Annotated in this window: 11 protein-coding genes; 5 read left to right on the forward strand and 6 right to left on the reverse strand. The window is 69.6% G+C overall.

Features of this window, described 5'->3' with window-relative positions; translation table 11 throughout:
* The first annotated feature begins 5 nt into the window (after positions 1-5).
* Genes MST3598_RS02475 through MST3598_RS02485 form a run of 3 tightly spaced genes read left to right on the forward strand, consistent with a single transcriptional unit; the run spans position 6 to position 4268 of the window.
* Positions 6-1493: an FGGY-family carbohydrate kinase gene (locus MST3598_RS02475; protein WP_036271524.1), complete on the forward strand. Its 1488-nt coding sequence runs from the start codon at positions 6-8 to the stop codon at positions 1491-1493.
* Entirely contained in the window at positions 1493-2566 is a 1074-nt protein-coding gene (locus MST3598_RS02480; protein WP_051670959.1) for an aminopeptidase, read from the forward strand. Before MST3598_RS02475 ends, MST3598_RS02480 begins: the two co-directional genes overlap by 1 nt.
* A 1-nt stretch (position 2567) precedes the next feature.
* Positions 2568-4268 carry a dihydroxyacetone kinase family protein gene (locus MST3598_RS02485; RefSeq protein ID WP_029258780.1) on the forward strand — a complete coding sequence of 567 codons (1701 nt, stop codon included), beginning with the start codon at positions 2568-2570 and terminating at the stop codon, positions 4266-4268.
* A gap of 13 nt (positions 4269-4281) precedes the next feature.
* Here the strand turns inward: MST3598_RS02485 and MST3598_RS02490 are convergent, their stop codons facing one another.
* The 3 genes from MST3598_RS02490 to MST3598_RS02500 all read right to left on the reverse strand — a co-directional run bounded on the left by MST3598_RS02490 (position 4282) and on the right by MST3598_RS02500 (position 6066).
* Complete coding sequence (locus MST3598_RS02490; protein WP_029258779.1) at positions 4282-4734, reverse strand: hypothetical protein; 453 nt, start codon at positions 4732-4734, stop codon at positions 4282-4284.
* A 122-nt stretch (positions 4735-4856) separates the two neighbouring features.
* The gene (locus MST3598_RS02495) at positions 4857-5633 is read right to left on the reverse strand and encodes an inositol monophosphatase family protein (protein WP_051670958.1); all 777 of its coding nucleotides are present in this window, start codon (positions 5631-5633) and stop codon (positions 4857-4859) included.
* A 64-nt stretch (positions 5634-5697) separates the two neighbouring features.
* Positions 5698-6066 carry a VOC family protein gene (locus MST3598_RS02500; RefSeq protein WP_029258777.1) on the reverse strand — a complete coding sequence of 123 codons (369 nt, stop codon included), beginning with the start codon at positions 6064-6066 and terminating at the stop codon, positions 5698-5700.
* Between the two features lie 63 nt (positions 6067-6129).
* Here MST3598_RS02500 and MST3598_RS02505 point away from each other — a divergent pair, with 63 nt between their 5' ends.
* Entirely contained in the window at positions 6130-6579 is a 450-nt protein-coding gene (locus MST3598_RS02505; protein ID WP_029258776.1) for a MarR family winged helix-turn-helix transcriptional regulator, read from the forward strand.
* 11 nt (positions 6580-6590) lie between these two features.
* On the opposite strand, the gene MST3598_RS02510 is transcribed toward MST3598_RS02505, so the two are convergent.
* From MST3598_RS02510 to MST3598_RS02520, 3 genes are read right to left on the reverse strand one after another with little or no spacing between them, the layout of a single operon-like run.
* On the reverse strand, positions 6591-7364 hold the full coding sequence (locus MST3598_RS02510) for a heme ABC transporter ATP-binding protein (RefSeq protein ID WP_029258775.1): 774 nt from the start codon (positions 7362-7364) through the stop codon (positions 6591-6593).
* Positions 7361-8434: a FecCD family ABC transporter permease gene (locus MST3598_RS02515; RefSeq protein ID WP_096359385.1), complete on the reverse strand. Its 1074-nt coding sequence runs from the start codon at positions 8432-8434 to the stop codon at positions 7361-7363. Before MST3598_RS02515 ends, MST3598_RS02510 begins: the two co-directional genes overlap by 4 nt.
* Positions 8431-9543 (reverse strand): heme/hemin ABC transporter substrate-binding protein, encoded by a 1113-nt coding sequence (locus MST3598_RS02520; RefSeq protein ID WP_029258773.1) that lies wholly within the window; start codon positions 9541-9543, stop codon positions 8431-8433. Before MST3598_RS02520 ends, MST3598_RS02515 begins: the two co-directional genes overlap by 4 nt.
* Before the next feature lie 163 nt (positions 9544-9706).
* On the opposite strand from MST3598_RS02520, the gene MST3598_RS02525 reads away from it, so the two are divergent.
* Positions 9707-13915 (forward strand): HtaA domain-containing protein, encoded by a 4209-nt coding sequence (locus MST3598_RS02525; protein WP_157749849.1) that lies wholly within the window; start codon positions 9707-9709, stop codon positions 13913-13915.
* Positions 13916-13945: the final 30 nt, after the last annotated feature.

Below are 13945 nucleotides of genomic sequence, written 5' to 3' on the forward strand. Positions count from 1 at the left end.
TCCTGATGGAACTGTTCCTCGGCATCGATGTCGGAACCTATGAGACCAAGGGCGTGCTGATCGATGCCACAGGTCACGTGCACGCCGAGGCGCGCGTCCGGCACGGGATCAGCACTCCCGCGCCTGGCATGGTCGAGCAGGATGCCGATGCAGTGTGGTGGCACGATGTCGTCGAGGTCGCCTCGACGCTACGGAAGGCGATGCCGGATGCCGTGATCGCCGCGGTCGCCTGCAGCGCGATCGGTCCGTGCGTGCTGCCGGTCGATGCCGAGCTGCGTCCGCTGCGCCCGGCCATCCTCTATGGGGTCGACACCAGGGCCACTGCGGAGATCGACATCCTCGAGACGCGCCTCGGGCGCGAGGAGATCTTCCGGCGGGCGGGCAATGCGCTGACGAGTCAGTCCGCGGGCCCGAAGATCCTGTGGATCGAGCGCAACGAACCAGCAGTCGCCGCACGCACCCGGTGGTATCTCACCAGTCAGAGCTACCTGGTCGCGCGCCTTACCGGCGAAGTCGTGATCGACCACGCGACGGCGGGGTACTTCCACCCCGGCTATGACCTCGCTCGGCTCGACTGGGGCCTCGATGGGATCGACGACCTGATCCGCCCGGAGACTCTGCCGCGGCTCGGGTGGTCGACGGATGTCGCGGGCACGGTCACAGCCGCGGCGGCCATGGCGACCGGCATCCCCGAGGGCACTCCGGTGCTGGTGGGCACGACGGATGCCGTCGCCGAGGCGGTCGGCGCATCGGTCGTGGCCACCGACGACCTGATGCTCATGTACGGATCGAGCGGGTACTTCATCCGCGTGACCGACGAGCCGCATGCGGATCCGCGGCTGTGGGCGGCGCCGTTCGCTTTGCCCGGGCGTTATGTCCTCGCTGCCGGAACCTCGACGGCGGGCACGGCGACGCGATGGATCGCCGACATGCTCGGACTCGACCACGGCGACGGCGACACGGCGATGTTCGGGCGCCTGATGGAACTCGTGCGCTCAGCGCCGCCGGGCGCGAACGGCGTGCTGCACCTGCCGCATTTCAGCGGGGAGCGCACACCCCTGCACGACCCCGATGCCAGGGCCTTGTTCAGCGGTCTCACGCTCGCGACCGGTCGTGCCGATCTCGCCCGTGCGGTGGTCGAAGGGGTCGGGGAGTCGATCGCGCTCGCGGTCTCCGCATTGCTCGATGCCGGTGCTGCCGAGCCGCGCGTGGTCGCGATCGGCGGCGGAACGCACAACGAGGTGATGGTGCAGACGGTCAGTGACCTGACGGGTCTTCGTCAGCAGACCGCCGCGACGCTCGGGGCGGCCTACGGGGATGCGATGCTCGCGGCGATCGGCCTGGGTGCCGTGACGGAGAAGCAGGCCGCAAGCTGGGTCGCCTTCTCGGGCGAGGTCGTACCCCAGGAGAATCCCGCCCCGCAGTTGCAGGCCGCCTACGAGAGTTTCCCGAAGACGTACCGCGCCCTGCGCGCGCTGAGAGAGGTGGACTGATGAGCAGGTGGCAGGAACTGGCGGAGCATCTCGCCGAGGTGAACGAGGTCGGCGAGGGCACGAAGGTCTCGGTGTTCGCGACGACCTCCTCGGTGCTCGATGCCGTGGACGCCTTCGTGGAGGAGGTGTATCGCCGGGGCGGGATGCCCCAGGTGCTGCTCGTCGAGGAGAAGTACGACCGGTTCGCGCTCGAACACGGGAGCGAGTCGCTGCTGCGTGAGGCCGCACCGCTCGAGCTGGCTTCGATGGAGTGGGCCGATGTGCACGTCTCGTTCCGAGGTATGGAACCGCCGGCGGAGGAGATCGACGGCGCCAGGCTCAGCCTGCAGCGCGAGGGCAAGGGCCTCGTGTCGACCGCACGCTGGCAGGGCACCAAGTGGACTCTCGTGCGCATCCCCACTCCTGAGTGGGCGGCGCTCATCGGTGTGCCCCGCGCGCAACTGGAGCGGGAGTTCTTCGCCGGCACGCTCGCCGACTGGGCCGCGCACCGCGCGCACCTCGAACAGCTCTGCGTCGAGTTGAAGAGCACGTCGGTCGTGCGCATCCTCGACGACGACACCGATCTGCGCCTGAACTGCGCCGGCCGCACCTGGGTGCCGTTCGCGGGGGAGGCGAATCTGCCCGACGGCGAGGTCGCCACCGCTCCGGTGGAAGACGGCGTCGACGGGCACATCACGTTCCCCGGTTCGTTCTGGTTCGGCGGGGCGACCATCTCCGACCTCCGGCTCGAATTCGTGGCAGGGCGGGTGGAGAAGGTGTCGGCCACCCGCGGCCTCGACCTCGTGGAGCGCATCCTCGAGGCCGACGGCGCCCGCCGCGTGGGCGAGCTCGGTATCGGCACCAACCCGCATGTGCAGACGATGACCGGCGACCTGCTGATCGACGAGAAGATCCTCGGCACGGTGCACATCGCGCTCGGCCGCTCCTACCCGCAGTGCGGGGGCAAGAACGAGTCGGCCATCCACTGGGACATCGTGAAGGACCTGCGGTCCTCTGGCAGGCTCGAGGCCGACGGGCGGGTGCTCATCGACCGCACGACCTACGATCCGATCCTCTCCGGGCAGGAGCACTGACATGCGCAAGATCATCAACGACCCTCAGACGTTCGTAGACGAGACGCTCGAAGGCATCCTCCTCGCGCACCCCGACGAGCTGCGGGCGGTCACGGCGGACCGACGTGCGCTGGCGCGGACGGATGCTCCGGCACCGGGGCGCGTCGGCATCGTCACGGGTGGCGGTTCGGGGCACCTGCCGTTCTTCCTCGGCTACGTCGGTCGCGGCCTGTGCTCGGCGGTCGCCGTGGGGAACGTCTTCTCCTCGCCGAGCTCCGCCCAGATCCATGCCGCGTCCGTCGCCGTGCACTCCGACGCCGGACTCCTCTACCTCTACGGAAACTACGGCGGCGACGTGCTGAACTTCGACATCGCCGCCGAGCGCTGCCGTGCCGAGGGCATCGAGGTGCGCACGGTGCTCGGTGCCGACGACATCCAGTCCGCGCCGACCGATCGCGCGGACTCCCGCCGTGGTGTGGCAGGGCTCGTGCTCGTCTACAAGGTCGCGGGGGCGATGGCCGACCGCGGGGCCTCCCTCGACGAGGTCGAGCGGGTGACCCGCAAGGCGTCGGAGTCGACCCGCACCATGGGGGTCGGCCTGTCGCCGACCGTGCTCCCGGCAGCGGGGGAGGAGACCTTCACGCTCGATGAGGGCGAGATGGAGATCGGTGTCGGCATCCACGGAGAGCGCGGCACCCACCGCGGCCCGTTGGAGACGGCAGATGCGATCACCGACCGGTTCCTGGCTGAGATCGGGACGGAGCTCGACCTGACCGAGGGGCGCCGAGTGGCCGTGCTCGTGAACGGGTTGGGCTCGACGCCGCTCGAAGAGCTCTACGTGATGTATCGGCGGGTGCATCACACGCTCGCGGACGCCGGGGTGACCATCGGCTACCGGCTCATCGGCGAGTACGTCACAAGCCTGGAGATGGCCGGAGCCTCGCTGTCGATCATGCAGCTCGACGACGAGTTGGAGGAGCTGCTGCACGACCCGGCGGGATCACCGTTCTTCCGTCAGGGGGCGGCTCCGGTGGGGCGCGTGCTCATGGCCGAGACCGCCGTTGACGAAGACGCGGCCACGGTCGAGGTGACCCTGGCCGGATCCCGCAGCGACCTGCGCGACCTGCTCCTGACCGTGCTGCCGCAGATGGAGCGGCACCGCGAAGAGCTCCGCACCCTGGATGCCGCGCTCGGCGACGGCGACCTCGGTGTCACGGTCGCGGTCGGCAGCGCGGCGGTCGCCGATGCACTGCGACAACTTCCGGATGACCTCGACGCCCGCAGCATCCTGCGCGCGGCGGGTGATGCGTTCGCCGCAGCGAACCCCTCGACCTTCGCGGCTCTGCTCGGAAGCGGCCTGCTCGCCGCTGCGGAGCAGGTGCCGCAGGGGATCCACCTCGATCGCGCTGGCCTCGCCGACATCGTGCAGACGGTGGCGGCGAGGATCGGCGCGCAGGGCGGGGCCGTGCGCGGCGACAAGACCGTCATCGACGTGCTGCTCCCCGTCGCGGAAGCGCTGGAGGCCGGAGCGGATGCGGCCGGAGCATCGGAGGCGGCGCTCGCCGCGGTCACCGAGAGCAGCGGATGGCAGTCTCGGCGTGGTCGCGCGGGCTGGCAGCAGGAGCGCTCGGTCGGTCACGCGGATCCCGGCTCGGTCGCCGTGGCACGGTTCCTCGAGGAGGTCGTGAGAGAGCAGCAGGGCACAGGTCAGACCGGCGTCTAGGGCGCGGTGCGGGTCAGCCCCGCCGGCGACTCGCGATCTCGTCGGCGAGCTCCTGAACACGGACGGGGTCGGCGTCTTCGGCGAGGGCGACGTAGTGGTCCATGACCGCCGGACGGTAGCGCACCGGCATCGTCTGCCCGGGTGCGAGCCGGGTGAGCGCGGTGATCGTGAGGTCTTCGTCCGCGATGCCGCGGAACGAGATGCCGTCGGCGGTCTCCACATCGAGCATCAGGACCACGCGGGGACTGCCGTCGCTGCTGACCTCCCGCCAGTCGACGAGAACGCCGAGCGCGAGCGTGCCTGTGCGCAGTTCCGCATTGCGCCTGCGTGCCTCACCGCTCAGGAGCGGGTTCGGGGCGACGCCGGGGAAGTCGGGTCCGACGCCGAGCGATTTCCGACTCAGGTCGGGACGGAGCTGCTCCATCAGGTCGTCGAGCTTCTGCTTCCTCTTCTTCGAACCGAACACCAGAGCCCTCCCTCGCGCCGGTGCCCGGATCTCGGCCTGGCGCTTCGCCTCACCGCGATTGTAGGGGCGCCGGTCCCCGTCCAGCCCCGTTCGGGTGAGAGATCGCGGGCTTTCGGATCGGTCTACGCGACCGGCAGGTGCGGTGGATGGGCGACGATGCCGCCCCGCATAGTCGCCGGACGCTTCACGATGAGCCCTGCCTCTTCGGCGATGAGCGCGCCCGCTGCCCAGTCGAACTCGTACAGGTCGGTTTCGATGAAGGCGTCGACGCTGCCCTCTGCGACCAGGCACAGTCCGAGCGCGGCAGACCCGATGCTGCGCAGATCCGTGAACGCCGACATGCGCGTCGGGAGCTCCGCGAGCTGCCGCGCCCGCTGCTCGGGGTCGTAGGAGAACCCGACGGCGAGCAGCACGGGAGTGGCGTCGGTCGCCGGTCCGCGCAGCCGTCTCCGGATGCCGCCAGACTCGCGGTACGCGCCGAGTCCTGACCCCGCGGAGTAGACGTGATCGAGCTCGGGCGCATGCACGACGCCGGCGAGCCAGACACCGGAGTCCACGTCCTGCACAGCGACGGACGACCCGTAGTGCGGCAGCCCGCGCACGAAGTTCGATGTGCCGTCGAGCGGGTCTATCGACCAGTGGAGCGCGGAGCCGCCGCCGGTGGTCGCATACTCCTCACCCGACACCTCGTCGTCGGGGCGGTGCTCGGCGAGCACGGCGCGGATAGCGCGTTCGGCCCGCAGATCGATCTCGGTGACCACGTCGCCGGATGCGCCCTTGGTGCGGAGTCCCAGTCCATCGGAGGAGGCGTCGCGATCCCTCGCCGCCTCGGCGAGCACGGCGGCTCCGGCTGAGGCCGCGGAGAGGGCGATGTCGAGCAGGTCGGATGCAGACGGCATGGCGATATCGGTCCTCCGGTGGGCGATCCTCCAGCGTAGCGCCGGCCGGCTCACGCGGAGGGTGTCAGGCGCGGTCGTGGAGGGTGATCCGGTAGCCGTCGGGGTCGGCGAACGTGAAGGTGCGGCCGAACGGTCCGTCGATCGGGTCCGCGACGATCGTGTGGCCGTCGGCGAGGAGTGCATCGTGGATGGACTGGACATCAGTGGCGTGAAGCCAGATCGCGGTGCCGATGCCGGGCTGGGCGACACCGGTCAGGTCGGTGCCCGGGGCGATGTCCCGGAGGGCGAACGCGATCGGAGTCGTCTCGAAGACGACGGCGTGCGGAGGCCCGGCGGGTGAGCGGACGAGGCCGAGGTACTGCTCGTAGAACGCCTGCGAGGCGTCGAGGTCGCGTGCCTGAAGGGAGATGAAGTCGGGGCCGGTGACGGGCATGAGGCAAGTCCTTCCATTTGTGTCAGTTTTCTGACACGGGTCAGCGTATGTCAGAATACTGACATGAGTCAAGACCACGACGGGATCGACCTCGACACCTCACTGGGCTACCTGCTGAAAGAAGCGTCCAGCGCCCTGCGTGCCGCGATGGAAGAGGTGCTGCGCCCGCTCGGGATGACCATCACCCACTACTCCTGCCTCGAACTGCTCTCTCAGCGACCCGGCTTGTCGAACTCCGAGCTCGCGCGCGGCGCATTCGTCACGCGACAGTCGATGAACGTGCTGCTGCAGGCGCTGGAGCGGGACGGGTTCGTGACCAGGCCGGCGGAGGCCCCGGTCGGCAAGGCTCTCCCCGCCCGCCTCACCGACCGCGGTCGTGAGAGTCTCGCGAAGGCGACTGCCGCCGTCCGCTCGGTGGAGGTCCGGATGCTGTCCGGGATCACCGAGGACGAGCAGGCGGGAGCGCTGAAGATCCTCCGGAGCATGATCCGCTCGCTGCGGGAGGAGTCCTAGCCCCGGGCGGATCAGCGTTGCGCGACCACCATTGGAACCCCGGTCACCGGGTGCGGGAACACGTCGACCGCCTGGCCATAGACCTGCTCGATCCGCTCGGCGGTCAGTACCTCGGCCGGAGTGCCCGTCGCCGCGACCCTGCCCTCGGCGAGCAGCGTGACGCGGTCGGCATGCGCGAGGGCGGCATTGAGGTCGTGCAGCACGATGGCGACCGCGATCCCGGCATCCGCGCGTCCGCGGATCAGCCGCATGACGTCTTCGTGGTGCTTCAGGTCGAGAGCTGCGGTCGGTTCGTCGAGCAGCAGGAGGCCGGTGCTCTGGGCGAGCACGCGGGCGAGGGCGACCCTGGCGCGCTCGCCGCCGGACAGCGACGGCACCGCACGGGCCCGGAGTGCCGTGACCTCGGTCTGCGCCATCGCTGCGGACACCCGTTCATCGTCGTCGTCGGCCGCCGGTGTGCGGGCCCAGGGAGTCCTTCCCATCCGCACGACCTGCTCTGCACTGAACGGAAACGTGACGGTGTTCTCCTGCAGGAGCACAGCCCGCTGCTGGGCGAGCGTGCGCGGCTTGACGCGCTCGATCGGCTGGCCGTCGAGCTCGACCGCGCCGGCCTGTGCTGTGATATCTCCGGCGAGCACTCCGAACAGGGTGGATTTGCCCGCCCCGTTCGGCCCGACGAGAGCGTGGACCTCTCCGGAGCGGATCGCGATGGACGCGTCGTCGAGGATCGTCCGCCCTTCGCCGACGCGCACGGTGAGTCCCGACCCGCGGAGCCTGACGGTCATGCCCACCCTCCCGAGCGACGACGGGTGCGCACGAGCAACCACAGGAAGAACGGGCCGCCCACGAGCGAGGTGATCATGCCGATCGGCAGGTCGGCGAGCGGCACGGCCGTGCGGGCCACGAGGTCGGCGACCGCGATGAGCAGTGCGCCGCCGAGTGCCGAGGCGATCACGAGCGGCACGTGGGCGGGGCCGATCATCATCCGCATCAGATGTGGCACGACGAGACCGGCGAATCCGATGATCCCGGCGAAGGCGACCGCCGCGCACACCAGCAGCGCGACCGTCACGATCACCACGATCCGCAGCAGCTCGACATTGACGCCGAGGTGTCGCGCGGTGCGCTCGCCGAGGGCGAAGAGGTCCAGGCTCGGTGCGACGATCAGCGCGACCACCACGCCGATCAGCACGAGCGGCGCGACGAGCTGGATGTTCGACCACAGCGCGCCGTTCAGCGAACCGAGCTGCCAGAACACGATCTGCTCGCGGGTGGATGTGGTGCCGAGGAAAGTGAAGAAGGCCATGCCGGCACCGGCGATCGCATTGATGGCGATACCGGTGAGCAGGAGGGTCACGACCTCGGTGCGACCTCCGGAGCGACTGATGAAGTACACCGAGAACACCGCGACCAGGCCCCCGAGGAATGCGAACGCGGGCGTGGTCCACATGTCGAAGGTCGCGAGCCCGAACGTGATGCTGGCCGCTGCGCCGAGCGCCGCGCCCGAGGAGACGCCGACCACGCCCGCGTCCGCGAGCGGGTTGCCGAAGATCGCCTGCATGAGCACACCCGAGACCGCGAGGGCGGCGCCGACGAGGAGGCCGAGCACGATGCGGGGCATGCGCAGGGTGAAGATCACGCCGTAGTCGGTGGAAGCCGACGGAGCCCACGCGGTGTCGACCCCGACGCCGCGCAGGAGCACGCCGATGAGGGAGGCGGGGGAGAGGTCGTACTGCCCGCTCGTGATCGACACGATGCACGTGATCGCGAGCGCGATCACCAGGCCCACCGTCACCAGGGTGAAGCGCAGACCCCGGTGCCTCGTCGGAGTCGGGGTGACGACCTCCCCGGTCACTTCGCGGGCTCGGGGGCGTACAGGGCGCGGGCCAGAGCGCCGATCACGTCGGCGGTGCGCGGACCGAAGCTCAGGATCTCGCTGTCGGCCATGTCGATCACGCGACGGTTCGCACCGGCGGGGGTCTGCGCCACGGCGGGGATCCGCTCGATCAGCCCGTCGATGCCGCCCACGGATTCGAGCCCGTCGGTCATCATCACCAGCACGTCGGGCTGCGCGGCGACGAGGGCCTCGGCGGTCATCGGCTTCATGCCCTCCCACCCGATCTCGGCCGCCACATCGACCCCGCCCACCGCGTCGATCAGCGAGTCGGCCCCGGAGTCCTCTCCGAAGATGTAGTAGACGTTCGCGCTTCCGCGGACGTAGAGGAACAGCATCCGGGCGCGATCGGCTTCGTCGGCGGGAACGACCTCGGCGATCTCCGCGAGCGTCTCGTCGACCGAGGCGTCCAGTCGATCGATGAGCGCTTCCCCGCGGCGAGGCACGCCGAGCGCGGTGGCGATCTCGGTCACGAGTGCGTCGGTGGTGTCGAGCCGACGGTCGCTGGAGATCACGACGACGGCGATGCCCGCGTCGCGCAACTGCTGACGCACCTCCTTCGGGCCGATCGTGGTGTCGGTGAGGACGACGGTCGGGGCCAGCTCGAGGATCGCCTCGGCGTTGAGCGTGTGGCCGGTCTTGGTCACGACGGGAAGGTCTTCGGTGCCGGCGAAGACGGTGGAGGCGTCGCGACCGACGACCTGATCGCCGAGCCCGAGCGCGAAGACGGTCGACGCGATCGTGCCCGAGATGTCGATCGGGAGGATCCGGTCGATATCGGTGATCTCGATCTCGTGGCCTTCGCTGTCGATCACCGTCACAGGCAGCGTCGGAGCGCTGTCGTCGTCGACGGGCTCGATCGCATGGGTCGAGAGGCAGGCAGTGGATGGGCCGATGTGCGCGCGGACGTCGTCGATCAGATCGAGTGCGGCGAGCGGGACGGATGCCTGGGGGCAGTCATCGTCGGCGACGGCGACGGCGGCCGGTGCGGCCGCGCCTCCCGGCTCGGCGCAGGCCGTGAGTCCGACGGCCAACGCGGCGACGAGGAGAAGGGCGGAAGCGCGACGCATTAGGCAAGGCTATCCTAAAACTTGACGCGCGCTGATTCCCCCCTCTACGCTCGGGTTCGGCGGCTTACTTAGCTAAGCCTAACCAAAACCCAACCTTCGCCCGACTGCATTGCGGCACCGCCGGCGCGCGTGTGCTTCTGCGCGCCCGGAGCCGTGGAGAACCGTGAACGCCACAGCCACAGCATCCCCGGGGAGCGCACGCATACGCGTGCTGCTCGCCGCCTTCGTCTCCTTCCTTCTCATCGCCGCCGGCGCCGTGATCGTGCCACCCGCGCACGCCGCCGGCGCGACGGTCACTGCCACGGTCGCCTCCGCAGGCACCTCCGGAGTGAGCGTGCAGGTGCAGGCGAGCGGTCTCCCCGAAGTCGAGGGCGCATACGCGGCGCTCATCGTGAAGGGGACGGAGGCGGGCCTCTCCGGTGGTGGCGGGTACGCCGCCTTCGTGATGCCGACCGTCGCCGGAGGGGCGAGCACGTTCACGCTCGACGCACCGGCCGGCTCGCTGGACCGCACGAAGACCTATGAGGTTCTCGTCTGGCAGAAGCACTCGAACCCGAACGAGACCACGATCTACGGCCGCGGCGACGTCGGCATCTCGGCCGGGCAGTGGGACGCGGTGTTCGGTGCCGCCCCCACGGATCCGGAGACCGACCCCGGTACGGATCCGGGGACCGACCCCGGTACGGATCCGGGGACCGACCCCGGTACGGATCCGGGGACCGACCCCGGTACGGACCCGGGGACCGATCCTGGCACGGACCCGGGCGAGACCCCGAAGTCGGCGGCGATCGAGGTGTTCCTCGCCGACGGCACGACTCCGGCCGCCGGTGTGGCGCTCAAGGCCGGTGACAAGGTCGTCGTGAAGGGCTCGGGTTACGACCCGGCCGCGAACCTCGGGACCGAGGGCCGTGGTGTGCCGATCCCCAAGAACCTCCCGCAGGGGACCTACGTCGTGTTCGGCAACTTCGCCTCGGCATGGCAGCCGTCCACCGGCGCCGCTTCGGCGACGCGATCCTCCGGAGCGCAGACGTGGGCTCTGGCCGAGGGCGTGCTGAACCAGGTTCCCGCGCAGTACCAGAGCGCGATCCGCGCGCAGTGGGTCGACATCGCGGCCGACGGCACGTTCCAGGCGACCGTGACCCTGAAGGATGCCGCGGCGACGCCGGGGTCTTACGGGATCTACACGTATGCGGCCGGTGGCGTGATCAACGCCGACCAGGAGCGCAGTGTCGCCCTGAACTACACCGAGACTCCGACGGTCTCCACAGCCGTGAAGACGGCGACGGCGACGAACGGTCTGACCGTCACGGCCTCCGGGACCAAGCTCGGAGCGATCCCGGGTGCGTACGTCGCGTTGATCGAGAAGGGCACCGAGGCGAACGTCACCGGCAGCGGCGGGTTCCTGGCGATGCAGTACGTGCGCCCGATCTCCGGCGGCGCCTTCACGGTCGACCTGACCGCCGCCGCCGACAAGCTCGACCGCACGAAGTCCTACGAGGTCATCGCGTGGAAGCAGCACTCGAACCCCGATGCGAGCACGATCTATGCACGCTCGACCATCGCCGTCACCGACGCACAGTGGGAGAGCCTGCAGCCGGCTCCGGTCTCGGCGGCGATCGAGGTGTTCCTCGCCGACGGCACGACTCCGGCCGCAGGTGTGGCTCTCAAAGCCGGTGACAAGGTCGTCGTGAAGGGCTCGGGCTATGACCCGACCGCGAATGTCGGTGGACGCGGGATGCCGATCCCCCAGCACCTTCCGCAGGGCACCTACGTGGTCTTCGGCAACTTCGGCTCGACATGGCAGCCTTCGACGGGTGCGGCATCGTCGACCCGATCGGTGGGCGCGCAGGCCTGGGCTCTGGCCGAGGGTGTGCTGAACCAGGTTCCCGCGCAGTACCAGAGCGCGATCCGTGCGCAGTGGGTCGACATCGCCGCCGACGGCACGTTCCAGGCGACGCTGACGCTGAAGGACGCCGCGGCGGCCCCCGGTTCCTATGGGATCTACACGTATGCCGCCGGGGGAGTGATCAATGCCGACCAGGAGCGCAGTGTCGCCCTGAACTACGGCGACACCTCGGTCATCACCTCCACGGTGAAGTCGGCGAGCATGAAGGACGGCCTGACCCTCACGGCTGCGGCTTCGAAGCTCGGTGCGATCACCGGTGCCTACGTCGCTGTGATCGAGAAGGGCACCGAAGGGAGCGTCACCGCAGGCGGCGGGTTCCTCGCGATGCAGTACGTGCAGAAGATCACGGGCGGCACGTTCACGGTGGACCTGACGGCTGCGGCCGACAAGCTCGACCGCACGAAGGCGTATGAGGTGATCGTCTGGAAGCAGCACTCGATGCCCGATGCGAACACGATCTACGCTCGCGGCACCATCACAGTCAGTGACGAGCAGTGGGACGCGCTCTTCCCGGCGGGGCCGACTGTGAGCACGACGGTCAAGGTTGCGACCGCGAAGGACGGCCTGACCGTCGCAGCAACGGCCACGAACCTCGGCGAGATCCCTGGAGCCTATGTCGCCCTGATCGAAGCCGGCACCGAGGGCAACGTGAGTGCCGATGGTGGGTTCCTCGCGATGCAGTACGTGCAGAAGGTCACGTTCGGCGCCTTCGCGGTCGATCTCACGACCGCGGCGAAGAACCTCGACCGCACGAAGTCGTATGAGGTGATCGTGTGGAAGCAGCATTCGATGCCCGATGTGAGCACGATCTACGCCCGCTCGACGGTGACGATCACCCCGCAGCAGTGGGACGACCTGTTCGGCGTGAAGGTGCCGGAGGAGCCGGAGAAGCCGGTCACCCCGACGACTCCGCCCGCGAACGTCCCTGGCGGATCACTCCGCTGGGCGATCTCGTCGTCGTTCACGAACTACATCACGGGTGACATCGCGAAGGGCTCCATCGCGGTCTCCGACGGCGCGACCCGTTCGGGCGGGCAGTTCCAGTTCGGTCAGACCGTCGGCGGCGACTTCGACGTGAACACCGGCCTCGGCAGCGTCGTCTATCGCGGCTCGGTGCGCTTCACCGGTCACCAGGGCGTGCTCGATGTGACCGTGTCGAACCCGCAGATCCGCATCACCTCGGCATCGGCGGCGACGCTGTACGTCACGAGCGGCGGCGCACAGGTGCCGTTCGCGACGCTCGATCTCTCCAACGCGGCGCGCATCGCGGCCAACGGCGCCGTGACCTACACGGCGGCGCCCGCGGCGCTGACGGATGCCGGTCGAGACCGCGTGCTCGCCGGCTACGGCACCGCGCTGAACCCGGTGACATTCACGATCGGCTCCGTCGCGGCGGCGCCGGCCGGTTCGAGCGGAACGGTTGCTGCCGCTGTCGTGAAGCCGAAGACCACCCTCCCTGCTGCCCCGCCGGCGACCGAGGGCATCCAGGCAGACGACGAGAACCTCGCAGCCCTCGGAGCGGGCCAGCCGGCCACGGTGTCGGCATCCGGGTTCCGCGCGAACGAGCAGGGCATCAAGGTCGTCGTGTACTCGACGCCCGTGCTGCTCGAGACGGTGACGGCCGACGCGAACGGCGTCGCGACCTGGTCGGGTGCGCTGCCGGCAAGCCTCGAGGACGGCGAGCACACCCTCACGTTCCAGGGCTCGGTGAACCGCGGTCTCGTGTTCACCCTGAACAGGGCGAACACCACGATCGGTGTGTGCACGGTCGAGGGCGCAACTCTCAAGTGGGGATACAAGGAGTCGTTCCGCACCTACATCGAGGGCATCGCGAAGGGCGGGTGGACGCTGACCGACGTGGCCTACCAGTACCCCGACTACGTGTGGGAGAACGGCACCGGATCGTTCGACGACAAGACCCTCGCGGGCCTCGTGACCTACGGCGGCAGCATCACCTTCACGGGTCACGACGGTGCGCTCAACACGACGCTCGGGAATGCGGCCGTCGAGCTCGCTGGGGACAAGGGCTACCTGGTCTTCGACGTGACCGGTACGACGCAGGGCGGCGAGAGCATCGACCAGAAGGGCGTTCGCCTCGCGGAGTTCGCGCTCGGCGACGCGGCGGTCGTCGACGGCGTGCTGACGCTCGACGCAGTCCCGACCACGCTGACCGAGGCCGGAGCATCCGCATTCGGCACCTACGCCGCAGGCGAGCAGCTCGACCCGGTCACCGCCGTGATCCCGGTGGGCGCGGCCTGCGGCGTCGCGGAGGAGAAGCCCGCCTCCGACTCCGAGGCCACCGCCGCGGTGACCACCGCGACCGAGCCCGCGGCATCAGACGGCGCCCCCGTGTGGCCGTGGATCGTGGGCGGCCTGATCGTCGTCGCCCTCGCGGCGACCGGTGGTGTGCTCATCGCCCGCCGCAACCGCACGGAAGAGACCGCGCAGACGACGACCGAGGTCTAGTCGAGACGCGATACGGACGGCCCTCCCCGC

The organism is Microbacterium sp. TPU 3598, assembly GCF_002356155.1.
GTDB lineage: Bacteria > Actinomycetota > Actinomycetes > Actinomycetales > Microbacteriaceae > Microbacterium > Microbacterium maritypicum_A.

Bases quoted from the DNA above. Each gene is read 5' to 3' on its own strand.
- MST3598_RS02475 (WP_036271524.1), top strand. From the start codon at position 6: ATGGAACTGTTCCTCGGCATCGATGTCGGAACCTATGAGACCAAGGGC.
- MST3598_RS02480 (WP_051670959.1), top strand. From the start codon at position 1,493: ATGAGCAGGTGGCAGGAACTGGCGGAGCATCTCGCCGAGGTGAACGAG.
- MST3598_RS02500 (WP_029258777.1), bottom strand. From the start codon at position 6,066: ATGCCCGTCACCGGCCCCGACTTCATCTCCCTTCAGGCACGCGACCTC.
- MST3598_RS02505 (WP_029258776.1), top strand. From the start codon at position 6,130: ATGAGTCAAGACCACGACGGGATCGACCTCGACACCTCACTGGGCTAC.
- MST3598_RS02520 (WP_029258773.1), bottom strand. From the start codon at position 9,543: ATGCGTCGCGCTTCCGCCCTTCTCCTCGTCGCCGCGTTGGCCGTCGGA.
- MST3598_RS02510 (WP_029258775.1), bottom strand. From the start codon at position 7,364: ATGACCGTCAGGCTCCGCGGGTCGGGACTCACCGTGCGCGTCGGCGAA.
- MST3598_RS02495 (WP_051670958.1), bottom strand. From the start codon at position 5,633: ATGCCGTCTGCATCCGACCTGCTCGACATCGCCCTCTCCGCGGCCTCA.
- MST3598_RS02485 (WP_029258780.1), top strand. From the start codon at position 2,568: ATGCGCAAGATCATCAACGACCCTCAGACGTTCGTAGACGAGACGCTC.